Genomic DNA, 23023 nt, shown 5'->3' with positions numbered 1-23023 from the left:
GGTTCGTCCTCACGCGTTGCCGGTGGCGGCGCGCACCAGAATTTCCGGCGTCAGCCCGGCACGCGCATGGATGCCGGCCGACAGGCCTTCCTTCATCACCATCACCCGGTCCGACATGCCGAGGATCTCCGGCAGTTCCGACGAGATCATCACGATCGACAGGCCTTCGGCCGCAAGCTCGCTGATGAAGGCGTGAACGGCGGCCTTGGAGCCGATGTCGATGCCCTTGGTCGGCTCGTCGAGAATGATCACTTTCGGCTGCGTCGCGAGCCATTTGCCGATGACCACCTTCTGCTGGTTGCCGCCCGAAAGCGTACCGACCGGCACGGAAAGAGCGGCGGCGCGCAGGTCCAGCCGCTCCGCATATTTGCGGGCGAGCGCGAACTCGTCGGCCAGCCGCAGGAAGCCGGCGCGCGACGTGCGGCCGAGCGAGGGCAGCGTCATGTTCTGGAAGATCGGCATGGGCAGCGCCAGCCCGTGGCGGCCGCGCTCCTCCGGCACATAGACGATGCCGGCCCGGATCGCGTCGCGCGGCGAGCGGATCGTCACCGGCCGGCCCTCGATCTGCACCGTGCCGCTGGCCGGCGCCGTGATGCCGAACAGCGACTGGCAGAGTTCCGAGCGCCCGGCGCCGATGAGCCCGTAGATGCCGAGGATCTCGCCGCGGTGAAGCGTGAAGGAGATATCGTGGAACTCGGTCGGATGGCAGTAGCCAGAGACCTCGAGCACCGGCGCGCCGGGTGCCACCGCGATCTTCGGAAAGGCGTCGGCCACGGTGCGGCCGACCATCAGGCGGACGATGTCGTCCTGCGGCGTCGCTGCCAGCGCGCCATGTCCCACCGCCTTGCCGTCGCGGAAGACCACGTAGTTCTCGGCAATCTCATAGACCTCGTCGAACTTGTGGCTGATGAAGAGGATGGCTTTGCCCTGGCGTTTCAGGTCGCGCACGATCCGGAAGAGATCGTCGATCTCCTTGCGGGAGAGTGCTGCCGTCGGCTCGTCCATGATGACGATGCGCGCCTCGATCGACAGCGCGCGCGAGATTGCGACCAGATGGCGCTGCGCGATCGACAGGTCCTTCAGCCGGATCGTCGGCTCGATCGTGCTTTCGAGCGAGCGCAGGAGATCGCGGGCCCGCGCGTTCATGCGCGTCCAGTCGATGGTTCCGAACCGCGTGCGCGGCGCATGGCCGAGAAAGATGTTTTCGGCCACCGTCAGCTCGTCGAAGAGCACGGTTTCCTGGTGGATGGCGGTCACGCCGGCGTCGATGGCGGCCTGCGCGTCGGAAAAGGTGACGGGCGCGCCGTCGATCCGGATCTCGCCCTCGCTCGGGCGGTAGATGCCGGTCAGGATCTTCACCAGCGTCGATTTGCCGGCGCCGTTCTCGCCGATGAGAGCGGTCACCGTTCCCGGATAAAGCGCGATATCGACGCCGTCGAGCGCCTTGACGCCCGGAAAGATCTGCGAAATGCCGCGCATTTCCAGAATGGCGGGCACGGCCAAGCGATCCTCGGCGACGGGGTGTTGAAGGGCCATCATGTCCATGTCCGGTCGGAAAGAGAGGACCGGCGGCACCCTTGGGCGCCGCCGGATTGTCTGGTCACGTCATCCTGGCATCCTTGCGGGCCAGAAGGCCTCGCTCAGAATACCTTGGAGAACTGGTCGATGTTTCCGGCATTGTAGACGAAGGGGTCGGCCATGGCGGCTTCGCCGTTCTCGCCGACCTTGATCTTGCCCATGCGGCCTGCTTCGATTTCCGAGCCCGGCGCACCGTCCGTGTCGCCCTTGACGAGGTGATAGGCGATCTGGGCGGCGGAGTAGCCGAGATCGATCGGGTTCCAGATCGCGAACTCCTTCGTCGCGCCGGACTTGATGGCGCCGGCCATTTCGGAGGGAAGGCCGAGACCGGTCACATAGACCTGGCCGATCTTGCCCGCATCCTTGACGGCTTGCGAGGCCGCGAGAACGCCGACCGTGGTCGGGGCGACGATGACCTTGACGTTCGGATTGGAGGTCATCAGGCCTTGCGCTTCGCGGTAGCTCTTGTCCGAAAGGTCGTCGCCATAGACGGTGGTGACGAGGTTGAGGCCGGGGAAGTCCTTCAGCTGCTTCTTCATTTCCTCGATCCAGATGTTCTGGTTCGTGGATGTTGTCGTGGCCGAGAGGATGGCGAAGTCGCCCTTGCCGCCGTCCAGATGGTCCTTGGCGAGCTGCAGGCACATCTTGCCGATCAGCGCGTTGGAGGACGGGTTGAGCTGCAGGATGCGGCCTTCGGGTGCGACGCCCGAATCCCAGGAAATGACCTTGATGCCGCGCTGTGCGGCCTTCTTCAGCGCCGGGACGACGGCGTCGGGGTCGTTTGCGGAAATGGCGATGGCGTTGACGCCCTGGGCGATCAGCGCATTGATCACCTCGATCTGGCCTTCTGCCGTGGTGCTGGTCGGGCCGGTATAGATGATCTCGACATCGCCGAGTTCCTTGGCCGCTTCCTGCGCGCCCTTGTTGGCGGCCTCGAAGAAGCCGTTGCCGAGCGATTTCACGACGAGGCCGATCTTGACCTCGGCGGCATGTGCGGCAGAGCCGAATGCGGCCATGGCGAACACCACCCCGATGGCAAGCTTTCGTGCGAGTTTCATGCTGTCTTCCTCCCAGTTGACGATAAGCCCGGCCGCTCATGCGACCGATGCGGTATGATCCTTCGTATCCGACGCTGTCACGGGAACCGTGACGAGCTTCACCCCCGCGGCCTCCACCATGCGCACGGCCTCCTCAGACACGGCGCTGTCGGTAATGATGGTGGAAACGTTTTCGAGCGGGCAGAGAATGAGGCTGGAGCGTCGCGCGAACTTGCCCGAGTCGATCATTACGACCAGCTCGTCGGCCTGTCGCATCAGTCGCTGCTCGCTCTGGATCACCAGAGCGTCGGACTCCATGATGCCGAGTGCGCTGGCCCCTTGCGCGCCCACGAACATGCGGCGCGCCGAGAAATTCCGGATGGCATCGTTTTCGAACGGCGACAGGATCAGGCTCTGGTCGCGATAGATCGTGCCGCCCGGCACCGTCACCGTGCATTTGGAATGCTTGACGAGATGTTCGGCGATCGCAAACGAGTTGGTCATGACCTGCAGCCGGCGGGCCGCCATGAAATGCACCATCTGGAAGGTCGTCGTGCCCCCGTTGATGATCACGGCGTCGCCCTCTTCGCAGAGATCGACGGCCATGCGGGCGATTGCGCGCTTTTTATCGGAATTGATCGATTCGGAAACCCTGAAGGGTCGTGCTGCGAGATTGCCGATCTGCGGCGGATGCACGGCTTCCGCACCGCCGCGAACCCGGCGCAGCTTTCCCTGCACATGCAGCGAGGCGATGTCGCGACGGATCGTCGCCTCCGACGCGTCCGTCAATTCCGCAATATCCTGCACCGTCACCACAGGTTTTTCCTGGACGGCGCTCAAGATGATGCGATGGCGTTCGCGTTCGTGCATGGATGTCTCCTCGACAGCGAGTTATGCGAATTCCGCAGAGGCTGTCAATCAATAACGATCAGAATTTTCTATATTGCGCTGCACAATGAACATTTATGATCGAATATGATTGACATGACAGCGTCTCCTGCGCGATATCGTCGGCAACACGGGGCCGACCTGCGTCCAACGCAGGGGTTCCGATCACATGGGAGGATGACATGTCGGAACAGAGCCACCGTCTCGAAAGCCGTTGGGATGACGCCGTTGCCAAGGATCTCGATGAGCCGGGCAAGCTTCTCTATCGCTCGAACCTTTTGGGCGCCGACAAGCGCGTCACCAATTACGGCGGCGGCAACACGTCGGCCAAGGTGACCGAAGCCGATCCGCTGACGGGGGAGCCGGTGCGCGTCCTCTGGGTCAAGGGTTCGGGCGGCGATGTCGGCACGATCAAGCTCGACGGCTTCGCGACGCTCTATCTCGACAAGCTGGAAGCGCTGAAAAGCCTTTATACCGGCATTGCCGATGAAGACCGCATGGTCGGCTTCCTGCCGCACTGCACCTTTGCGCTCAACCCGCGCGCGGCCTCCATCGATACGCCGCTGCACGGCTTCGTGCCCTTCGCCCATGTCGATCATATGCACCCCGACGCGATCATCGCCATCGCGGCGTCGAAAAACTCGCGCGACCTGACGAAGGACGTCTTCGGCGACGAAATCGGCTGGCTTCCCTGGCGTCGTCCGGGCTTCCAACTCGGGCTCGATCTCGCGGCCTTCGTTGCCGAAAACCCGAATGCCAAGGGCGTCGTGCTCGAAAGCCACGGCCTCTTCACCTGGGCCGACGACGCGAAAGCCTGCTACGAGCTGACGCTCGACATTATTAACCGCGCGATCGACTGGTTCGCAACCAAGACCGAAGGCAAGACCGTCTTCGGCGGCGCGGTCGCGACCAGCCTCGATGAGACCCGCCGCCGTGCCATTGCTGCGCGGCTTATGCCGGAGATCCGCGGTCGCATCGGCCGGGAGGAAAGGAAGCTCGGTCATTTCGACGATCAGACGGCCGTGCTGGAATTCGTCAATTCGGCCGATCTCAAGCGTCTCGGCGCGCTCGGCACCTCCTGCCCGGATCATTTCCTGCGCACCAAGATCCGCCCGCTGATTCTCGATTTCGATGCGAAAGCCGAAGGTGGTATCGATGCGGTGGTTGCCCATCTCGATGCGGCGCTCGAGGCCTATCGGGCCGATTACGCCCGCTATTACGAGACCTGCCGCCACGACAATTCGCCGGCCATGCGCGATCCGAACCCGGTGATCTTCCTCATTCCCGGCGTCGGCATGCTGTCCTTTGCCCGCGACAAGGCAACGGCCCGGATCGCGGCCGAATTCTACGTCAATGCCATCAATGTCATGCGCGGCGCCTCCACCGTGTCGGACTATCAGGGCCTGCCGGAACAGGAAGCCTTCGACATCGAATACTGGCTGCTCGAGGAGGCCAAGCTCCAGCGCATGCCGAAGCCGAAAAGCCTGGCCGGCCGCGTCGCCTTCGTCACCGGCGGTGCCGGCGGCATCGGTCGCGCCACGGCCACCCGCCTGATCGCGGAAGGCGCCTGCGTCGTGCTCGCCGATATCGACCAGACCGCGCTCGACGGCGCGCAGGCCGATTTCGCCAAGCGCTACGGTGCCGACGCCGTGCGCAGCGTCAAGCTCGACGTCACCGACGAACATCAGGTGGCCGAAGCGTTCACGCGGGGTCTCGTGGAGTTCGGCGGCATCGATATCCTCGTCTCCAATGCCGGCATCGCGTCCTCCGCCCCGGTCGAAGAGACCGATCTCGCCATGTGGAACCGCAATATCGACATTCTCGCGACCGGTTACTTCCTCGTCTCGCGCGAGGCCTTCCGCCTGTTCCGTCGCCAGAAGCTCGGCGGCAACGTCGTCTTCGTCGCCTCCAAGAACGGTCTCGCCTCCTCGCCGAATGCTTCGGCCTATTGCACGGCGAAGGCCGCCGAGATCCATCTCGCGCGGTGCCTCGCGCTCGAAGGGGCCGAAGGCGGCATTCGCGTCAACACGGTCAATCCGGATGCGGTGCTGCGCGGTTCCAAGATCTGGGACGGCGAGTGGCGCGAGCAGCGCGCGGCCTCGTCCAAGATCGAGGTCAGCGATCTCGAGGAGCATTATCGCAAGCGCTCCATGCTGAAGGTCAACATCCTGCCCGAGGACGTCGCCGAAGCTATCTACTTCCTCGCCTCCGACCTGTCGGCCAAATCGACCGGCAACATCATTAATGTCGATGGCGGCAACGCGCAGAGCTTTCCGCGCTAGAGCGTGTCAGGACCAAGGGAGGAGGAGACCATCATGACCGATCACCGTATCGCGCCCGACCTGATCGCCGGGCATAACGAAAGCCGTGCCGCGGCGCAGGCTGCGGATTATCAGGCGCTCGGCGAGCATCTGTCGCGCCGGGGCATCGACATCGAGGCCGTGACGCAGAAGGTGTCGGCCTTTCATGTCGCCGTCCCCTCCTGGGGCGTGGGCACCGGCGGCACGCGCTTTGCCCGGTTTCCGGGCATCGGCGAGCCACGCGGCATCTTCGACAAGCTGGCCGATTGCGCCGTCATCAACGAATTGACGCGCGCGACCCCCGGCGTTTCCCTGCATATCCCCTGGGACAAGGCCGATCCGTCCGACCTGCTCGCGGCAGCGAAGGGCTACGGACTGCATTTCGATGCCATGAACTCCAACACCTTCTCCGACGCGGAAGGCCAGGCGCTGTCCTACAAGTTCGGCTCGCTCAGCCATGCCGATGCGGGAACGCGGTCGCAGGCGGTCGAGCACAATCTCGAATGCATCGAGATCGGCCGCGCCATCGGCTCGAAGGCGTTGACGGTCTGGGTCGGCGATGGCTCGAACTTCCCCGGCCAGAGCCATTTCACCCGCAGCTTCGAGCGATACCTCGCCTCGATGGGCGATATCTATGCGGCTCTGCCGGACGACTGGCGCCTGTTCTCCGAACACAAGATGTACGAGCCGGCCTTCTATTCGACGGTCGTGCAGGACTGGGGCACGAGCTACCTCATCGCCTCCACGCTCGGCCCGAAGGCCCAGTGCCTGGTCGATCTCGGGCATCACGCGCCGAACGTCAATATCGAGATGATCGTTGCCCGGCTCACCCAGTTCGGCAAGCTCGGTGGCTTCCATTTCAACGATTCGAAATATGGCGACGACGATCTGGACGCAGGCTCGGTCGATCCCTATCGCCTCTTTCTGGTGTTCAACGAACTCGTGGACGCCGAGCATCATGGCATCCGCGACTTCAACCCGGCGCACATGATCGACCAGTCGCACAATGTCACCGATCCGATCGAGAGCCTGATCTCCAGTGCCAACGAGATCCGCCGCGCCTATGCGCAGGCCCTCCTCGTCGACCGCGCGGCCCTGGACGGATATCAGGACGAAAACGACGCCTTGATGGCGTCGGACACGCTGAAGCGCGCGTTTCGCACGGATGTGGAGGCGATCCTCGCCGAAGCGCGCCGTCGTCAAGGCGGGGCAATCGACCCGATCGCCGCCTACCGCAAGAGCGGCTATCGCCAGAGGATCGGCGCTGAACGGCCGGCGGCGCGCGCCGGAGGTGGCGGTATCGTCTGAACAGCGAAAGCCGGTCAGGGCGTCTGTTGGCTGGTCCCCGCCGGAGACGGATCGCGCACCTCGCCGGGGCTCGACACGAACAGGTAGACGCCGGCGAGCACGGCGCCGGCGAGGAGGAGCGTGATGACGAAGGTCATCATCCTTCTGAAAGCCGGTGCCCGATGGTCTGCCATTGCGTTTTCCTTTATCGATTCTGAAGCGTCAACACGCCAGAGGCGGATGCTGTTCCCGCACATCCGTCGATTCCGTGCCGACCCTTGGTCTGCAACCGTACGGAGAGCGTGATCGGCACACTCAAGACGCGCACCTTAAGACGGCGTTCACATCGATAGCGTTTTATCGGGCCCAACGAGAGTTGGGAAAGATCAATGCCATCAACCTGCCAGGGATGTCGCGACGGCGCGGATTTCCACATACCGTTTTCCATGGCGTTCCAGCCGATCGTCGATGTCGCGACGAAGACAACGTTCGCCCACGAAGCGCTGGTCCGCGGTCTCGCCGGTGAGGGCGCCTTCACCGTTCTCTCCGCCGTCGATACCCAGAACCGATATGCCTTCGACCAGCAGTGCCGGGTCAAGGCGATCGAGCTCGCCTCCCGGCTTTACGGCACGCAGAGCGATGTCGGCCTGTCGATCAACTTTCTGCCCAATGCCGTCTACGAGCCGCGCGCCTGCATTCGCCTGACGCTGGCGGCCGCTGCGCGAACGAAATTCTCGCCGAAGAACATCATTTTCGAATTCACCGAAAGCGAGATCCTGGACACGGGGCATATCCTCAACATCCTGAACACCTATCGCGAGATGGGCTTTCGCACGGCGATCGACGATTTCGGCGCGGGACATGCGGGTCTGGCGCTGCTGGCGAAATTTCAGCCCGATATCGCCAAGCTCGACATGGACCTGATCCGCAATATCGACACCGACGCGGTCCGCCGGACCATCGTTCGCCACACCGTGGCCATGCTGCACGATCTGGGCGTCACCCCGCTTTGCGAGGGCATCGAGACGGCAGGCGAGGCGCGCGCGCTCGAAGATCTCGGCGTGCGGCTGATGCAGGGCTATTTCTTCGCGCGTCCAAGCTTCGAGGCGCTCGCCCAGCCCGCGCCGGGATCGATGGCGCTCGGGCAGCCGGCATTCGCGCCCATGGCGACCGCGCACTGAGGCATGGACGGGCGCTTCGTCATCCGATGACGCGCTTGTATTCGGCCTCCGCAAAGCCGTAGGAGCCGCCCGCGAGCCGTTCCAGACCCTGGCGGTCGCGCACGGTCACGGTGCCGCGGCTGGAGCGGATCAGATTGTCCCCCTCCAGGATATGCAGCGCCGTGGTTACACTCGGGCGGCGCACGCCGAGCATCAGCGCCAGAAAATCATGTGTGAGCGACAGGTCGTCGTCGCCGGCGCGGTCATGGGCCATGAGAATCCAGCGCGCCAGCCGCGCGTTGATCGTGTAGCGGGCATCCGCCAGCGCCGTGGAAGCAACCTGCATCATGAAGATATGCACGAACTTCATCAGCATGCTGCGGATCGAGGGATGATCCCTGAGCACGCGGTCGAGCCCCTCCGCGCTGATGCGCAGCGCCGGCCCGCCGATCTGCATGAAGGCCTGGTGGGGTGCCTCGCCGATGCCGAGCAGAAGCGGCAGGCCCGAAAGCCCCTCCCGCCCGACGCAGCCGATTTCCACCCGCTGTCCGCTGGAATCCCGGATTACCTCGGAGGAGAGGCCACCGAGAAAGAAGTAGGCATACGAGATCTTTTCGAAAGGCTGATAGAGGACTTGCCCCTGCGCCAGATCGATCTCTTCGAGTTGGCCGAGCATGATGTCGAGATCGGGCGGAGACAGGGAAGCGAGAAGGCCGTTCTTCATGGAGATGGTCGGGTCTCTGAAAAAATGAAAGATGTCAGCGCGTTATGCGAGATCGGCATTGTCCAAGAGTGCCTGCCGGTTTGCAAAGGCATGCGGCAATTGGTCAAGTACCGTACGGAAGCTGCGCGCTTGGCGGGAACAATCCGTTTTGCCGGCCGAGGTTCCCTTGGGCTACGGCAAAATATCGTCCATGGCCTCGTCATAGGTAACGGAGGCGACGACGTCCCCGGCCTCGTCCCGGATCTGGATCGATGTCAGTTCGAGCTTGCGTTCGATCTTCAGGTGTTCCGCCGCGATCTCCCGGATCGCACGCTCCGCTTCGCGCCGCGCATCCGCGAGCGAGGCGACGTCCGCACCGTCGAGATCGTCCAGCACGGCGTTCCGCTCGACGATCTGAAAGTAATATCTTGGCATGCGCACACGGGCTCCCCGATCTGCTTCGGCCGCTCGCCGATCCTCCGCAACCGGGCATGCTGTGGATAGTTCCAGCGGCAAGCAAGGTTGCTTAAGGCCAGCCTGTCGGCGTCGCGAAAACCCGGGCCTGCAGGCACACCCTGTTCTGCGCACCGTGATGTGAACGACAATCTCCGTTCGGATTGCACATTCGTGCTTGATCCTTTGTTCATGCGCGCGCTGTAATCAGAGGGTTACCCCTCGGTGAGGAACGGAAGCCTTGGTCGATAATGAAGCAATGCTGCATCTGGCGCATCTCATGGATGGCACCGACGTCATGGTCGCGGTCTATGATCAGGACGATCGGCTGCGCTTTGCCAATGCCGCCTTTCGGGCCGCCTGGCATATAGCGGACGAGGAGCACCCGCTCTGGCCCGATCTGATGCGACGGAATTTTGCGGCGCGCCGCGGCACCGTCATCGCGGCGGAGGATTTCGAGGCCTGGCTGCGCTCGGTGACGGGGCGACGCGGCAAGACCGGCTTCCGCGCCTTCGAGACCGATCTTCACGACGGTCGCTGGCTCTGGATGACGGAGACCATGCATGCCGACGGGTGGATGCTCTGCGTCGCATCCGACATCACGTCGCTCAGGCCGGACGAGCGCGAGTTGCGCCAGGCCCGTGACATGGCGATCAAGGCGTCGGAAACCGATGACCTGACCGGCATCGCCAGCCGGCGCTTCGTGATGTCGAAGCTCGATGCGCTCGTGAAGACGACGTCGGCCGCGCCTCCGGCGCCCACCGGACAGATCGCGTCGGTCGGCTGTATCGCCGTCCTCGATATCGACAATTTCAAATATATCAACGATCGATTCGGCCACAGCATCGGCGACGCCGTGCTGAAGAATTTTGCCGAGACGATCCAGCGGCTCGTGCGCAAGACGGACGTGCTCGGCCGCGTCGGAGGTGAGGAATTCGTGCTGGTTCTGCCGAACACGACGACCTGGGAAGCGGAGGCCATCCTGTCCCGCATGTTGACGGAGGTGCGCCAGTCCCGCCCGGTGCGCGAACAGGCGAGTTTTCGCTACACCTTCTCGGCCGGACTTGCCGGCGCACGGGCAGGCGACGATCCGGCCGACCTCTACAGGCGTGCCGATCTGGCGCTTTATGCCGCCAAGATGCGGGGCCGCGACCAGATCGGCATCGATGCTGAGGGGCCCCGGGCGACGGGGTAGCTCGTTGACCGACGTTTCCTGCCGCGCGGCCGATCGTCCAGGCTTTCAGGCCAGGCTTTTAGGCCAGGCTTTCAGGAAAGCAGAACGCCCAGCCCGTAGAACGCCGCCGAGATGAGCGCTGCCGCCGGCATGGTGACGACCCAGGCGATGACGATGTTGCCCGCCAGGCCCCAGCGGACGGCCGAGACGCGCCGCGCGGCGCCGACACCGATGATCGCGCCGGTGATGGTGTGGGTGGTGGAGACGGGAATGCCGAGCCAGGTTGCGCCGAACAGCGTCAGCGCGCCGCCCGTTTCCGCGCAGAAACCCTGCATCGGGTTCAGCCGCGTGATTTTCGAGCCCATGGTATGGACGATGCGCCAGCCGCCGAGCAGCGTGCCGAGCGCCATGGCCGACTGGCAGGTGATGACCACCCAGAACGGCACGTAGAAGCTCGATCCGAGATAGCCCTGGCTGAACAGCAGCACGGCGATGATGCCCATCGTCTTCTGCGCATCGTTGCCGCCATGGCCGAGCGAATAGAGCGAGGCGGAGATGAACTGCATGATGCGAAACGTGCGATCGACGGCAAAGGGCGTCTGGCGCACGAAAACCCAGGACACGGCGAGAACCAGCACCAGGGCGAGAAAGAACCCGATGGCCGGCGACAGGAAGATGGCGCCCACCGTCTTGCCGAGACCGCTCCAGACGATCGACGAGAAGCCGACCTTGCTCAACCCGGCGCCGACCAGCCCGCCGACCAGCGCATGCGAGGAGCTGGAGGGAATGCCGAAAATCCAGGTGACGATGTTCCAGACGATGGCGCCCATCAGCGCGGCGAAGATGATGAGCGGCGAGACGATGCCGGGATCGATGATGCCGGTGCCGAGCGTTTCCGCAACATGCAGGCCGAAGAACAGGAAGGCGATGAAATTGAAGAACGCGGCCCAGAGGACGGCATATTGCGGCCGCAGCACGCGCGTCGATACGATGGTGGCGATCGAGTTGGCCGCATCGTGAAGCCCGTTGAGGAAATCGAAGAACAGGGCGATCGCGATGAGGCCGACCAGCAGCGGAAAAGCCAGCGAAGCGTCCATCAGACGTTCTCGATCACGATGCCGCTGATTTCATTGGCAACGTCCTCGAACCGGTCGACCACCTTCTCCAGCTCGCCATAGATCTCGGCGCCGATCATGTAGGCCATCGCATTGCCCGAAGCGCCATGACGGCGGAACAGATCCTTGAGCCCCTGTTCGTGCAGTTCGTCGGAGCGGCCCTCGACCCGGGTGACATCCTCGGCGATGACGCTCAGACGCTGCGCATTGGCGCCGACCTTGTCGAGCAGCGGAATGGCCTGGGCGATCAGGTTTGCCGCCTTGACGATCTCGCCGCCCATCTCCCGCATCACGGGATCGAATTCCGTCTGCTCGAACAGGCGGATGGTTTTCACCGTCTTGTGCATCATGTCGATGGCGTCGTCCATCGACTGGATCAGATCCTGGATGTCGCTGCGATCGAACGGCGTGATGAAGCTGCGGCGCACGGCAAGCAGCACGTCGCGCGTGATCGCATCCGCCTTGTCCTCCAGCGCGACGATGCGCGCGCAGTTCTCGTCCAGCGCGATGCCGTTGAGCAGGTCGCCGAGCGCGCCGGCCGCCTCCACCACCAGCCGCGAATGTTCGGCGAACAGATCGAAGAACCTGTCTTCGCGGGGCATCAGCTTTCGGAATATGCTCATCATGTCGGTCGGGCCTGCAGCATTATGTCAGTGTCACAAAACTGTCATAAATGGTATCTGCACCCTCAGGCAACGCAGAGCGTCGATTTGACGGCATGAAACTTCCAAAAAAGGTTACGAAGAAGCAGACGAACCAGGCCGGTCATCTGCTGCAGCAGCTGGCCACCATGCCGGCGAAGCTGTTTCAGGGCAGCTTTCGCCAGCAATATGGCGCCGTCTGCTTTCGCTATGTCGGAAGTGGCGACGGGATCGAGATCCTCGTGATCACGACGCGGGAGAGCCGGCGCTGGGCCATTCCCAAGGGCTGGCCGATGAAGAAGAAGAAGCCGTATCGCGCGGCGGCGATCGAGGCCCGGCAGGAAGCCGGCGTCCGCGGCCGCACGCGCAAGAAGCCGATCGGCCGCTACACCTATCTGAAATGGCTCATGACGGCGACGTCGCGCCCTGCATCGTCGATCTCTTTCAGATCGAGGTGAAAAGCATCAGCGACGACTTCAAGGAGCGCGGCGAACGCGTGCTTGCCTGGGTCTCTCCCGACGAAGCCGCCCGGCGCGTGCGCGAGATCGAGCTGAAGTCGATCCTCGTGGAGTTCAAGCCGCAGGGAGCGCGCGAGACAGCGCCCGCACGTCCGGGCAGAAGCAAGAATCCCTGAGACGCGTATGCCGCCTGCGTGACGGTAGAGAGCGGACAAGGCGTCTGCGTCGCCCGCTCCTGTTCGAGGTCCGTCAGGACGAAAAGCTCACCCGGACCCCACGCTGCCGGAAATATGCCTGCATCATCTTGCGACCGGAGCGATTGTTCTGTGCGAGCTTGGCGGAGTCGAACACAGCTTCCGTCGCGCCCTCCCGCGCAAGCGCTGCCTTGAGGCTCGCAATATGCACGTCAATATCGGCATTGTCCGACTGGAGCGACGCATAAATCTTCTCGGTTACCTCGGCTACGGTCTGTTCGCTCACACTCTCTGTCCCTTGCTTCACGAAAACGGTCCGATATCACGATTTCCGAAATCGCCATACCGCAGACTGCCGATCCACAGGCATTGCGCCGCGGAGATGAACGAAGAGGAGAAAAAAGACTGGCGGACAGGGCGGGATTCGAACCCGCGGTACGCTCTCACGCACACACACTTTCCAGGCGTGCGCCTTAAACCACTCGGCCACCTGTCCGTGATATCCGTCATCGCTGGTTTAGACGATGAGCGTGTTGCGCGGATGGCGAGAGATCGCGACCGGGTGCAACGGTTCACTGAAAACCCTGTAACGGGAAAATCCTGCGAACGGCGCGATATATACCGATGATCTCACCGCGATCAACCGAAATCTGACAGATTTTTCCGATGGGGCCCGAGCACTTCTCACGCTGCGGGAAGGCGGCCCGAGGCCGGTTGCTCCGGCTTGCCATTGCGCTTGCGCGGCGGCAACCTATCTTTAACGGGAAATGCGCTGCCAGACGGAAGAGACGCCGCGCGGGCATTCCGGCGGACGAGGTCGATTCGGCCGGGACGGGCGGCAGGCAGGATAGCGGAAACGGGTGATGGCAATTCTCTTCAGGCTGCTGAGCGGTCTCGCCTTGATCGCCGCGATCGTTGCGGGAACCGTGGATGCGATCCGCTCGGTCGCGGAGACGGCCGTGGTCGTGACGCCGCTCGGGATCGCGGTGGCATCCGTCAGCGCGTCCTGGCTGGAGGCGGTGGAGGCACTGGAGCGGCCGGGCGGCGATTTCGCCATGCTGCAGCCGGTCATCCGCTGGTGTCTGCAGCAGCCGGCCTTTGCGAGCTTCCTGAGTCTGGCGCTGCTGTTCTGGATGGCCGGGTATCGCAGGACGCGCAAGCCCAGACTGGCCTGAAGTGGCTGGCCTGAACGGGCCAACCTGACCTGGCTGGCCTAACGCGGCTTGCGAAAGACGGTCTCGCGCAGGTCCGGATGCCGGCAGGCGACAAGCGGCCGATCGACGCGCGTGCCCGAAACGGACGCGCCTGCCCGACACGTCTGAGACCTGACATGATTTAAACCTTCGAACGATCATCTTGAAAGGGAGACGAATCTCAATGTTTCTGACCGAGCTTTTCAGCAAGAAGACCACCATGCCCGAGCCGCAGAATGCGCTGCCCGGACGCGAGACACCCTTGCCCACCTCCACGCACCACGCCGTCAACGGGCAGCCGCTCCAGGGCCCCTATCCCGAAGGCATGAAGACCGTTCTGCTCGGCATGGGCTGCTTCTGGGGCGCCGAGCGCCTGATGTGGCAGCTGCCGGGCGTCCATGTCACCGCCGTCGGCTATGCCGGCGGCTTCACCAAGAACCCGACCTATCAGGAAACGACGACGGGGCTGACGGGCCACACCGAGGTGGTTCTCGTCGTCTACGACCCCAAGCTCGTCGCCTTCGGCGAAATCCTGAAGGTGTTCTTCGAAGAACATGACCCGACACAGGGCATGCGCCAGGGCAACGATGTCGGCACCACCTACCGGTCCGCCATCTATGTCGGGGACGAGGCGCAGCTCGCCGAGGCGAAGACCGCGCGCGACGCCTATCAGGCGCAGTTGAAGAAAGCGGGCCACCGGGAGGCGATCACCACCGAGATCGCGATGGCCGGCACCTTCTATTTTGCCGAGCCCGAGCATCAGCAATATCTGGCCAAGAACCCCAACGGCTATTGCGGCCTGCGGGGAACCGGCGTGAGCTGCCCGGTGCCTGCCCTCTGATGTCCGGGATGTGATCCGTCCATGAAGAAGCCGCCCGCGCGCGCCGTCGCGGGCGGTAGCATCGGGTTCGCCGTCACTGTCGTCCGGCATTGCGTCCGTGGACGCTTCCGCCTATAAACATGACAATCTCTTTCATGTTTAACTTCGGATGCCGCGACAGCGCTGATGACCTTCCAGCCCAGGATGAACAACAGGATTTCCGGTTTCGACCAGATCGGAACCTGGAACCGGCGCGTCTTCAATGGCGCCGTCGCCGACCTCTGGGACGTGCAGTGCGCCCGGCTGGCCGGCGGTTCCTATGTTGCCGACGCGCCGCGCCTTTTCGCGGTGCTCGAAACCACCGGCGACCCCACCCGCAGCCTTGCCATGGCATCGATCGGCGCGGGCACCGCACGAAGAGGGGAAAGCGACCGGCCGGGTTCGCCCTGCCGCCGCCTCTCCTACATTCCCGCCGGCATGGAACTCCAAGCCGAGCTTGAGGGCATCCGGGCGATCCGGCACCTCGATCTTCATTTCGACATTTCCGCGCTCGGCCAGCGCATGGGCAGCCAACTCGATCCTTTCATGATCGAGCAACCCCGGCTGATGTTCGCCGATCCGCGGCTTCTGGCCCTTGCCGATCTGCTTGCGGCCGAATGCGCCGATCCCGATCCGCTGCACGATCTCTATGGCGACGGGCTGGCGCTCGGACTGTTCATCGCACTGATGCGCGTTCCGCCATCCGGGCGACGGCTGCGCGGGGCGCTCGCGCCCTGGCAGCTTCGCCGGGCGACAGACTTCATCGAGACCCATTGCCTGCGCGGCATCCGGCTGGAGGAGCTCGCCGACCTCACCGGCCTGTCCCAGTCGCATTTCAGCCAGGCGTTCAAGGCCTCGACCGGCATGCCGCCGCACCAGTGGCAGATGAAGGCGCGGATCGAGCGGGCCAAGACCCTGCTCGTGGCCCGCACCGCGAGCCTCAGCGAGGTCGCGGCCATCACCGGCTTTGCCGATCAGGCGCATTTCACCCGCGCCTTCCGCAAGATGTCGGGTACGACGCCCGGCCGGTGGCTGCGCGGCCGTTAGAGCGTCGGACACAGCGATAGAAACAGGATTGAGAGCCTGTGTCAGGGCAGGTCGCGCCCGCGTGGCGGATTTACCGCAGTTCCCGTCCCGTTTCCGCTCCGCACGACATCGCCTCGGAATCGTTCAAAATCCGCAAAACGGATCAATCCGGCGGCGGGTATTTGCGCTATCCGAAACATGAGAGATTGCCTCATCTTCATGAGGCGATCGTTTTAGGGGAACAGGGGCGTTCCCAAGGTCGGCGAGACGAGGGGACAGAGATGACGGGGACGATCGATACGCTTCAAAAGCAGCGCCGGCACTTGAGGGCGCGCCTGCTGGCCGGAACCGCAGCCTGGGCCTTGATGCTCGGCGCCGCGGCGGCGTCGGCGCAGGAGCAGCCGGCCGGCACGGCGCAGGGGTCAGGCCAGCAGCCGACGCAGCTCGATGCCATCGTCGTTCGCGGCGGGCAGGCAACCACCCAATCGGCAACCGGCCCCGTCGATGGTTATGTCGCCCGCGACACGACGGCGGGATCGAAGTCTGCGGCGCCGCTCAAGGCCGTTCCGCAGTCCGTCTCCGTCATCGGCCGCCAGGAGTTCGACGATCGCGGGGTCGTGACCAAGATCGACGAAGCCCTGCGTTACACGCCCGGCGTCACCACCGAACCCTTTGGCTCCGATCCCGATACGGACTGGTTCTACATCCGCGGCTTCGATGCCACGCAGACCGGCGTCTTCCTGGATGGCCTCAATCTGTTTTCCTATGGCTTCGGCGGTTTCCAGACGGATGCCTACATGCTGGAGCGCGTCGATGTCTTGAAGGGCCCGGCATCCGTTCTCTATGGCGGCGCAAACCCCGGCGGCATCGTCGATCTCATCCGCAAGCGGCCGCAGGACGAGGCGCTGACCGAGGTCGAGATCGGCATCAACAATTTCGGCAATGCCTTCTTCGGCTTCGACGTCAACCGGAAGGCCAACGACGCCGTGACCTATCGCGTCACCGGCAAGGTGGCCGGCGGCGACAATTATTCGGATTATTCCGAGGATCTGCGCGGTTTCCTGATGCCGCAGATCACCTATGCCCCGGATGACGCGACATCGCTGACGGTCTATGCCGTCGCGTCGTCGCTCGATCAGACCCATGTCGGCAACGGCTTCCTGCCCTATGCCGGAACCGTCGTGGATGGCCCGTTCGGCGGCAAAATCGATCGCGATTTCTTCTTCGGCGAGCCGGATCGCGATTCCGGGCGCTACGACCAGCAGATGATCGGCTACGCGTTCGCCCACGAGTTCGACAACGGCTGGAAGCTGTCGCAGAACCTGCGCTTTGCCCATCTCGACAAGGTCGAGGAGCTTGTCTACCCCTATGCCTATAATCCGGTGACCAACGATCTCACCCGGCTCGGCTTCAGGCACGACACCAGCGTCGACAGCTTCAATGTCGATACGCGGCTGGAAACCACCGTCTCGACGGGGCCGCTCGATCATGCGCTGATGATCGGCGTCGATTACAAGAACGTCAAGATCGATCAGGCGCAGGCCTCCGCCTTTCCGGCCTCGGATCTCGATCCGCTCGATCCGGTCTATGGCGAGCCGCTCCCGGCCTATTTCACCTATCTCGACGGCGTGACGCGGCTGGAGCAGGCGGGCCTCTACGCGCAGGATCAGATCCGCTTTGGCGGTGGCTGGCTCCTGACGCTCAACGGTCGCTACGACTATGTCGATATCGAGAACCGCTCGCGGCTGGCGACAGGATCCTATTCCACCCGTGACGGTGCGCTTAGCGGACGGGCAGGCCTCGCCTATGCGTTCGACAATGGTCTGACGCCCTATGTTTCCGTTGCGACCTTCTTCAATCCGCAGATCGGCACGCTCGCCGGCAGCGGCGGTGCGCTCGAACCGGAGGACGGTTATCAGGTCGAGGGCGGGGTCAAGTACGAGCCGACCTTCTTCGACGGCTCGCTCACCGCGTCGGTCTACCAGATCGTCAAGCAGAACGTGACGACGACCTATGCCGGCCCACCCTCCTTCCAGCGGCAGCTCGGCGAAGTCACGTCCACCGGCTTCGAGCTCGAGGGCAAGGCCAATCTGAGCCAGAACTGGCGGATGCTCGCCAGCTACACCTACAACGATCTGGAAATCACCGAGGACGGCGACGCGTCGCTCATCGGCAACCGGCCGTTCCTCGTGCCCGAGCAGCAGGCGTCGCTCTGGATCGAGTATCTGGTCACCGAAAGCGCGCTCGAAGGCATCAGCATCGGTGGCGGCCTGCGGTATCAGGGCCAGTCCTTCGCGAACATGACGAATACGCTGAAGGTCCCCGATGCCGTGGTGGCCGACGCCGCCATTCGCTACGAGAAGAATGGCTGGCGCGCCGCGCTCAATGTCGCCAACCTGTTCGACAAGGACTATGTGAAGAGCTGCCAGGGCGAGTTTACCTGCGGCTATGGCGAGCAGCGCACGATCACGCTGAAGCTCAGCAAATCGTTCTGAGATCCTGCCTCACCAAAGATCGAAGGCCGTCGCTGAGGATCACGTGACGGCCTTTTCGCGATTCCGACCGACTGCCCCATCCGGGACCGTCATCGATTTCTATGCTCTGTCTATTTTTTACCAGTTGAAAAATTTCGGGTGTATTTTCTAAAAGCCCGTGCAAGGATACACCTCAACCAAGCCCGCCCTCAAGCGCGGCCGGTTCCGCAGACATGCTTCCGATATAAGAGAAGCGTGCGGGAGGACCCAGAAAACACATGGTAACAAACAGGGCTGCACAATGAAGAAAACCCTCCTCGGTCTCCTTGCTTTCTCGATGATGTCGGCCACGGCGCTGGCTGCCGACATCAAGCCGGCGGTCATCTACGACCTCGGCGGCAAGTTCGATAAGTCCTTCAACGAATCCGCCTTCAACGGCGCCGAGAAGTTCAAGGCCGAAACCGGCATTGCCTATCGCGAATTCGAAATCGCCAACGACGCGCAGCGCGAACAGGCGCTCCGCCGCTTCGCCGGCGACGGCAACAACCCGATCGTCATGGCCGGCTTCTCCTGGGCGGCGGCGCTCGAAAAGGTGGCTGCCGAATATCCCGACACCAAGTTCGCCATCATCGACATGGTCGTGGACAAGCCGAACGTGAAGTCGGTCGTCTTCAAGGAGCAGGAAGGGTCCTACCTCGTCGGCGTTCTCGCCGGCCTCGCCTCCAAGTCGAAGACCGTCTCCTTCATCGGCGGCATGGATATCCCCCTGATCCACAAGTTCGCCTGTGGCTATATCGGCGGTGCCAAGTCCACCGGCGCCGACGTCAAGGTTCTCGAAGCCTATACCGGCACGACGCCGGAAGCCTGGAACGACCCGGTCAAGGGCGGTGAAATCGCCAAGTCGCAGTTCGACCAGGGCTCGGACGTCGTCTACCACGCCGCCGGCGGCACCGGTGTCGGCGTGCTCCAGGCGGCGGCCGATGCCGGCAAGCTCGGCATCGGCGTCGACTCGAACCAGAACGGCATGCAGCCCGGCAAGGTCCTGACCTCCATGCTGAAGCGTGTCGACGTGGCCGTCTATGACAGCTTCACGAGCGCCAAGAACGACGCGTTCAAGCCTGGCATCTCCAATCTCGGCCTGAAGGAAGACGGCGTCGGTTATGCCGTCGACGACAACAACAAGGCGCTGATCACCCCGGAGATGCAGACGGCCGTTGATAAGGCCAAGGCCGATATCATCGCGGGCACGATCCAGGTTCACGACTACATGACGGATGAAGCCTGCGCCTATTGAGATCTGTCACGATGCGGGAAGCGCGCTGTCGGCCCTTGGCCGGCGGTGCCTTTCCCGTGGCGCGGCATCTCAGTAATGCGGTGGTCGGGTGATGGCGGGGGCCTCCAGCGAGGTCTCTTCCAGCGTCAGGAACCGCTCGGTCAGGCGGTCGAGTTTCGTGCGGACCTGTTCCATGATCTTCCATTGATCGGCAAGCTGCTGCGACAGGTCCTCGATCGTGCGGGCCTGATGCGCGATCGTTTCCTCGATGGTCGTCATCCGTGTCTCTTCGCTCGTCATGATCGTCATCCTCTCTTTGTCACTGGCGGATTGTCTGCCGTCGTTATAGAGGGTCCGCCCGGCGGAACGTCAAACGCGAAACGGTCGATCCGCCGATTTAGCGCTTTCGATCGTCACGATCGATGTTAGCCTCGACCACCCGCTTTCCTCAAGCGGACGGTCGGACAATCAAGCAAGCACCCGGCGGCATGGCCTGCCGACAACGGGTGCCGGGAACGGGGATGCGGCTGCCATGAGCGATATCGCGATTGAGCTTCGGGGCATCGACAAGAGCTTCGGCCCTGTCCACGCCAACAAACATATCGATCTCGTCGTCCGCAAGGGCACGATCCACGGGATCATCGGCGAAAACGGCGCCGGCAAATCGACCCTGATGTCGATCCTCTACGGCTTCTACCAGGCCGATCACGGCGAGATCCTCGTCGATGGCAAGGTGCTGACGATCAAGGACCCGAACGCGGCGATCGCCAGCGGCATCGGCATGGTGCACCAGCATTTCATGCTGGTCGAAAACTTCACCGTGCTCGAAAACGTCATGCTCGGTGCCGAGGACAGCCAGGTGCTGAACGCCTCGATCTCCAAGGCCCGCATCGAGCTGAAGCGCCTGGAGAAGGAATACGCGCTGGAGGTCAATCCCGATGCCGTCATCGAGGAACTTCCCGTCGGCCTGCAGCAGCGCGTGGAAATCCTCAAGGCCCTCTATCGCAAGGCCGACATCCTGATCCTCGACGAACCGACCGGCGTTCTGACGCCGCCGGAAGCCGATCACCTGTTCCGCATCCTCGAACAGCTGAAGAACCAGGGCAAGACGATCATCCTGATCACCCACAAGCTGCGCGAGATCATGGCCGTCACCGATGCGGTCTCCGTCATGCGGCGCGGCGAAATGGTCGCGACGCGCGAGACGGACAAGACCTCCGTCGAGGAGCTTGCCGAGCTGATGGTCGGGCGGCGCGTCCTGCTGCGGGTCGAAAAGGGCGAGGCGCGTCCCGGCGACGTCAAGCTTTCGGTGCGCAACCTCACGGTTCGCGACGGTCGCGGCGTCACCATGGTCGATAACGTGTCCTTCGATCTGCGCGCCGGTGAGATCGTCGGCATCGCCGGCGTCGCGGGCAATGGCCAGTCCGAGCTGCTCGAAGCCATTGCCGGCATCCGCCGCGCCACCGGCGGCACGGTCGAGCTCAACGGCTCCACTGTCGATGTCACCGGTCTTGCGGACCCGGCGGAGCTGCGCACCCGCGGCCTCGCCCATGTGCCGGAAGACCGCCATCACGTCGGGCTGGTGCTCAAGTTCGAGGAAAGCGAAAACGCCATCCTCGGCTACCATCGCGATCCCGCCTACAAGAAGGGCGCCCTGCTCGATATCGCCGCCATGCGCGCGGATGCCGAGGACAAGATCGCCCAATATGACATTCGCCCGCCGAACCCCCGCCTGAAAACGGCCAACTTCTCGGGCGGCAACCAGCAGAAGATCGTGCTGGCCCGCGAGATGGAGCGCAATCCGGACGTGCTGATCATCGGCCAGCCCACCCGCGGCGTCGATGTCGGCGCCATCGAGTTCATTCACAAGCGGATCATCGAGATGCGCGATCAGGGCAAGGCGGTTCTTCTCGTCTCGGTGGAGCTGGACGAGATCCGCGCTCTGTCGGACCGTATCCTCGTCATGTTCGCCGGACGCGTGGTCGGCGAGCGGACGTCGGATGCCGGGGAAGGCGATCTCGGCCTGTTGATGGCCGGCGTCGAAAACCGCGCCAAAACGGGCATGGAGGCCGCGAAGTGAGCAATCCTTACGCCAAATTGCCCGGCTGGGCCGAATACGGGCTCATCCCGCTCATCAATCTCGTCGTCGCCTTTCTCGTCGCCGGCCTCGTCGTGCTGCTCGTCGGCGAGAACCCGCTGGAGGCCGCCTATCACCTGATCAACGGCGCTTTCGGACGCGGCGAATATATCGGCTTCACGCTTTACTACGCCACGACCTTCATCTTCACGGGCCTGGCCGTCGCGGTCGCCTCCCATGCCGGCCTCTTCAACATCGGTGGCGAAGGCCAGGCCTATGTCGGCGGCATCGGCGTGGCGCTCGTCTGCCTCTGGCTCGATCGCCTCATGCCTTGGTATGTCGTCTTCCCGCTGGCAATCCTCGGCTCCGCCGCCTTCGGGGCCATGTGGGCCTTCCTGCCCGGCTGGCTGCAGGCCAAGCGCGGCAGCCACATCGTCATCACCACGATCATGTTCAATTTCATCGCCTCGAGCCTGATGGTCTACCTCCTGACCCGGGTCCTGAAGCCGCTCGGCTCCATGGCGCCGCAGACGCGCACCTTCGAGGCCGGCGGGCAGTTGCCGAAGCTTGACTGGCTGCTCGGCATTTTCGGTCTCGACATCGGCAACGCGCCGTTCAACATCTCCTTCCTCCTGGCGTTGCTGGCCGCTTTCGGCTGCTGGCTGCTGATCTGGCGCACGCGGCTCGGCTACGAGATGCGCGTGATGGGCCACAGCCCGTCGGCCGCCCGCTATGCCGGCATCAAGGATGCGCGCATCACGGTCATCGCCATGATGATTTCGGGCGGGCTCTGCGGCATGATGGCGCTGAACCCGATCATGGGCGAGCAGTTCCGTATGCAGCTCGATTTCGTGCAGGGCGCCGGCTTCGTCGGCATCGCGGTCGCACTCATGGGCCGCTCGCACCCGGCCGGCATCATTCCCGCCGCCATCCTCTTCGGCATGCTCTACCAGGGCGGTGCCGAGATCGCCTTCGAAATGCCGACCATTTCGCGCGACATGATCGTCATCATCCAGGGCCTCGTCATCCTCTTTGCCGGCGCGCTCGAAAACATGTTCCGCCCGGCCATCGGCCGCATCTTCGCCACCGTCGCCAGCAGCAGATCGGCCGCCGCCGCCACCAAGGGAGCCTGA

Annotated in this window: 21 protein-coding genes, 1 tRNA gene and 1 pseudogene; 12 read left to right on the top strand and 11 right to left on the bottom strand. The window is 63.5% G+C overall.

What is annotated here, in order from left to right; all coding sequences use genetic code 11:
• Window positions 1-9: 9 nt before the first annotated feature.
• The 3 genes from C8J36_RS14530 to C8J36_RS14520 form a co-directional block, all read right to left on the bottom strand.
• A complete protein-coding gene (locus C8J36_RS14530; RefSeq protein ID WP_245506566.1) occupies window positions 10-1539 on the bottom strand; it encodes a sugar ABC transporter ATP-binding protein in 1530 nt (509 codons plus the stop codon).
• A gap of 101 nt (window positions 1540-1640) precedes the next feature.
• Window positions 1641-2636, bottom strand: coding sequence for a rhamnose ABC transporter substrate-binding protein (gene rhaS / locus C8J36_RS14525; protein WP_132535861.1), 996 nt, complete (start codon window positions 2634-2636; stop codon window positions 1641-1643).
• A gap of 36 nt (window positions 2637-2672) precedes the next feature.
• Window positions 2673-3485, bottom strand: coding sequence for a DeoR/GlpR family DNA-binding transcription regulator (locus tag C8J36_RS14520; protein WP_062595520.1), 813 nt, complete (start codon window positions 3483-3485; stop codon window positions 2673-2675).
• 200 nt (window positions 3486-3685) lie between these two features.
• On the opposite strand from C8J36_RS14520, the gene C8J36_RS14515 reads away from it, so the two are divergent.
• Both C8J36_RS14515 and rhaI read left to right on the top strand, forming a co-directional pair.
• Window positions 3686-5785: a bifunctional rhamnulose-1-phosphate aldolase/short-chain dehydrogenase gene (locus C8J36_RS14515; RefSeq protein WP_132535859.1), complete on the top strand. Its 2100-nt coding sequence runs from the start codon at window positions 3686-3688 to the stop codon at window positions 5783-5785.
• 33 nt (window positions 5786-5818) lie between these two features.
• Window positions 5819-7111 carry an L-rhamnose catabolism isomerase gene (gene rhaI / locus C8J36_RS14510; RefSeq protein ID WP_132535857.1) on the top strand — a complete coding sequence of 431 codons (1293 nt, stop codon included), beginning with the start codon at window positions 5819-5821 and terminating at the stop codon, window positions 7109-7111.
• Window positions 7112-7125: 14 nt separating this feature from the next.
• Here the strand turns inward: rhaI and C8J36_RS24940 are convergent, their stop codons facing one another.
• Window positions 7126-7284, bottom strand: coding sequence for a hypothetical protein (locus tag C8J36_RS24940; protein WP_165915054.1), 159 nt, complete (start codon window positions 7282-7284; stop codon window positions 7126-7128).
• A gap of 195 nt (window positions 7285-7479) precedes the next feature.
• On the opposite strand from C8J36_RS24940, the gene C8J36_RS14505 reads away from it, so the two are divergent.
• Window positions 7480-8271, top strand: coding sequence for an EAL domain-containing protein (locus C8J36_RS14505; protein ID WP_132535855.1), 792 nt, complete (start codon window positions 7480-7482; stop codon window positions 8269-8271).
• A 19-nt stretch (window positions 8272-8290) separates the two neighbouring features.
• Here C8J36_RS14505 and C8J36_RS14500 read toward each other — a convergent pair whose 3' ends face one another.
• Both C8J36_RS14500 and C8J36_RS14495 read right to left on the bottom strand, forming a co-directional pair.
• On the bottom strand, window positions 8291-8974 hold the full coding sequence (locus C8J36_RS14500) for a Crp/Fnr family transcriptional regulator (protein ID WP_132535853.1): 684 nt from the start codon (window positions 8972-8974) through the stop codon (window positions 8291-8293).
• 171 nt (window positions 8975-9145) lie between these two features.
• Window positions 9146-9388 (bottom strand): hypothetical protein, encoded by a 243-nt coding sequence (locus tag C8J36_RS14495; RefSeq protein ID WP_132535851.1) that lies wholly within the window; start codon window positions 9386-9388, stop codon window positions 9146-9148.
• Between the two features lie 277 nt (window positions 9389-9665).
• On the opposite strand from C8J36_RS14495, the gene C8J36_RS14490 reads away from it, so the two are divergent.
• Window positions 9666-10601, top strand: coding sequence for a GGDEF domain-containing protein (locus C8J36_RS14490; protein WP_132535959.1), 936 nt, complete (start codon window positions 9666-9668; stop codon window positions 10599-10601).
• A gap of 71 nt (window positions 10602-10672) precedes the next feature.
• Here C8J36_RS14490 and C8J36_RS14485 read toward each other — a convergent pair whose 3' ends face one another.
• Window positions 10673-11677 (bottom strand): inorganic phosphate transporter, encoded by a 1005-nt coding sequence (locus tag C8J36_RS14485; RefSeq protein WP_132535849.1) that lies wholly within the window; start codon window positions 11675-11677, stop codon window positions 10673-10675.
• A complete protein-coding gene (locus C8J36_RS14480) occupies window positions 11677-12321 on the bottom strand; it encodes a DUF47 domain-containing protein (RefSeq protein ID WP_062595512.1) in 645 nt (214 codons plus the stop codon). The genes C8J36_RS14485 and C8J36_RS14480 overlap by 1 nt, the downstream gene beginning before the upstream one ends.
• Before the next feature lie 92 nt (window positions 12322-12413).
• Here C8J36_RS14480 and C8J36_RS14475 point away from each other — a divergent pair.
• Window positions 12414-12970 (top strand): annotated as a pseudogene (locus C8J36_RS14475) (NUDIX hydrolase).
• 73 nt (window positions 12971-13043) lie between these two features.
• On the opposite strand, the gene C8J36_RS14470 reads toward C8J36_RS14475, so the two are convergent.
• Window positions 13044-13274: a hypothetical protein gene (locus tag C8J36_RS14470; protein WP_062595510.1), complete on the bottom strand. Its 231-nt coding sequence runs from the start codon at window positions 13272-13274 to the stop codon at window positions 13044-13046.
• Window positions 13275-13394: 120 nt separating this feature from the next.
• A tRNA-Ser gene (locus C8J36_RS14465) sits at window positions 13395-13484 on the bottom strand.
• Window positions 13485-13851: 367 nt separating this feature from the next.
• Here C8J36_RS14465 and C8J36_RS14460 point away from each other — a divergent pair.
• From C8J36_RS14460 to C8J36_RS14440, 5 genes are all read left to right on the top strand, one after another.
• Window positions 13852-14163, top strand: coding sequence for a hypothetical protein (locus C8J36_RS14460; protein WP_132535847.1), 312 nt, complete (start codon window positions 13852-13854; stop codon window positions 14161-14163).
• A gap of 202 nt (window positions 14164-14365) precedes the next feature.
• Complete coding sequence (gene msrA / locus C8J36_RS14455) at window positions 14366-15022, top strand: peptide-methionine (S)-S-oxide reductase MsrA (RefSeq protein WP_132535845.1); 657 nt, start codon at window positions 14366-14368, stop codon at window positions 15020-15022.
• Between the two features lie 165 nt (window positions 15023-15187).
• Complete coding sequence (locus C8J36_RS14450; RefSeq protein ID WP_132535843.1) at window positions 15188-16087, top strand: AraC family transcriptional regulator; 900 nt, start codon at window positions 15188-15190, stop codon at window positions 16085-16087.
• A gap of 260 nt (window positions 16088-16347) precedes the next feature.
• On the top strand, window positions 16348-18561 hold the full coding sequence (locus C8J36_RS14445; protein WP_132535841.1) for a TonB-dependent siderophore receptor: 2214 nt from the start codon (window positions 16348-16350) through the stop codon (window positions 18559-18561).
• 280 nt (window positions 18562-18841) lie between these two features.
• The gene (locus C8J36_RS14440) at window positions 18842-19834 is read left to right on the top strand and encodes a BMP family ABC transporter substrate-binding protein (protein WP_062595505.1); all 993 of its coding nucleotides are present in this window, start codon (window positions 18842-18844) and stop codon (window positions 19832-19834) included.
• A gap of 69 nt (window positions 19835-19903) precedes the next feature.
• On the opposite strand, the gene C8J36_RS14435 is transcribed toward C8J36_RS14440, so the two are convergent.
• Entirely contained in the window at window positions 19904-20113 is a 210-nt protein-coding gene (locus C8J36_RS14435) for a SlyX family protein (RefSeq protein WP_062595626.1), read from the bottom strand.
• 232 nt (window positions 20114-20345) lie between these two features.
• Between C8J36_RS14435 and C8J36_RS14430 the strand changes: the two genes are divergently transcribed.
• Entirely contained in the window at window positions 20346-21893 is a 1548-nt protein-coding gene (locus C8J36_RS14430) for an ABC transporter ATP-binding protein (RefSeq protein ID WP_132535839.1), read from the top strand.
• Window positions 21890-23023, top strand: a complete 1134-nt coding sequence (locus C8J36_RS14425; protein WP_132535837.1) for an ABC transporter permease — start codon at window positions 21890-21892, stop codon at window positions 23021-23023. The genes C8J36_RS14430 and C8J36_RS14425 overlap by 4 nt, the downstream gene beginning before the upstream one ends.

Source organism: Rhizobium sp. PP-F2F-G48, assembly GCF_004342335.1.
GTDB lineage: Bacteria > Pseudomonadota > Alphaproteobacteria > Rhizobiales > Rhizobiaceae > Ferranicluibacter.
Note: the sequence above shows the minus strand (reverse complement) of the source record. Positions and strands in the feature narration are given on the sequence as shown.

What these genes read in the sequence shown, in the direction of transcription:
- C8J36_RS14485 (WP_132535849.1), bottom strand. Translation starts at nt 11,677, where the DNA reads ATGGACGCTTCGCTGGCTTTTCCGCTGCTGGTCGGCCTCATCGCGATC.
- C8J36_RS14520 (WP_062595520.1), bottom strand. Translation starts at nt 3,485, where the DNA reads ATGCACGAACGCGAACGCCATCGCATCATCTTGAGCGCCGTCCAGGAA.
- C8J36_RS14530 (WP_245506566.1), bottom strand. Translation starts at nt 1,539, where the DNA reads ATGATGGCCCTTCAACACCCCGTCGCCGAGGATCGCTTGGCCGTGCCC.
- C8J36_RS14460 (WP_132535847.1), top strand. Translation starts at nt 13,852, where the DNA reads ATGGCAATTCTCTTCAGGCTGCTGAGCGGTCTCGCCTTGATCGCCGCG.
- C8J36_RS24940 (WP_165915054.1), bottom strand. Translation starts at nt 7,284, where the DNA reads ATGGCAGACCATCGGGCACCGGCTTTCAGAAGGATGATGACCTTCGTC.
- C8J36_RS14430 (WP_132535839.1), top strand. Translation starts at nt 20,346, where the DNA reads ATGAGCGATATCGCGATTGAGCTTCGGGGCATCGACAAGAGCTTCGGC.
- C8J36_RS14505 (WP_132535855.1), top strand. Translation starts at nt 7,480, where the DNA reads ATGCCATCAACCTGCCAGGGATGTCGCGACGGCGCGGATTTCCACATA.
- rhaS (WP_132535861.1), bottom strand. Translation starts at nt 2,636, where the DNA reads ATGAAACTCGCACGAAAGCTTGCCATCGGGGTGGTGTTCGCCATGGCC.
- C8J36_RS14490 (WP_132535959.1), top strand. Translation starts at nt 9,666, where the DNA reads ATGCTGCATCTGGCGCATCTCATGGATGGCACCGACGTCATGGTCGCG.
- C8J36_RS14495 (WP_132535851.1), bottom strand. Translation starts at nt 9,388, where the DNA reads ATGCCAAGATATTACTTTCAGATCGTCGAGCGGAACGCCGTGCTGGAC.
- msrA (WP_132535845.1), top strand. Translation starts at nt 14,366, where the DNA reads ATGTTTCTGACCGAGCTTTTCAGCAAGAAGACCACCATGCCCGAGCCG.
- C8J36_RS14435 (WP_062595626.1), bottom strand. Translation starts at nt 20,113, where the DNA reads ATGACGAGCGAAGAGACACGGATGACGACCATCGAGGAAACGATCGCG.
- C8J36_RS14450 (WP_132535843.1), top strand. Translation starts at nt 15,188, where the DNA reads ATGACCTTCCAGCCCAGGATGAACAACAGGATTTCCGGTTTCGACCAG.
- C8J36_RS14440 (WP_062595505.1), top strand. Translation starts at nt 18,842, where the DNA reads ATGAAGAAAACCCTCCTCGGTCTCCTTGCTTTCTCGATGATGTCGGCC.
- rhaI (WP_132535857.1), top strand. Translation starts at nt 5,819, where the DNA reads ATGACCGATCACCGTATCGCGCCCGACCTGATCGCCGGGCATAACGAA.
- C8J36_RS14480 (WP_062595512.1), bottom strand. Translation starts at nt 12,321, where the DNA reads ATGATGAGCATATTCCGAAAGCTGATGCCCCGCGAAGACAGGTTCTTC.
- C8J36_RS14445 (WP_132535841.1), top strand. Translation starts at nt 16,348, where the DNA reads ATGACGGGGACGATCGATACGCTTCAAAAGCAGCGCCGGCACTTGAGG.
- C8J36_RS14500 (WP_132535853.1), bottom strand. Translation starts at nt 8,974, where the DNA reads ATGAAGAACGGCCTTCTCGCTTCCCTGTCTCCGCCCGATCTCGACATC.
- C8J36_RS14515 (WP_132535859.1), top strand. Translation starts at nt 3,686, where the DNA reads ATGTCGGAACAGAGCCACCGTCTCGAAAGCCGTTGGGATGACGCCGTT.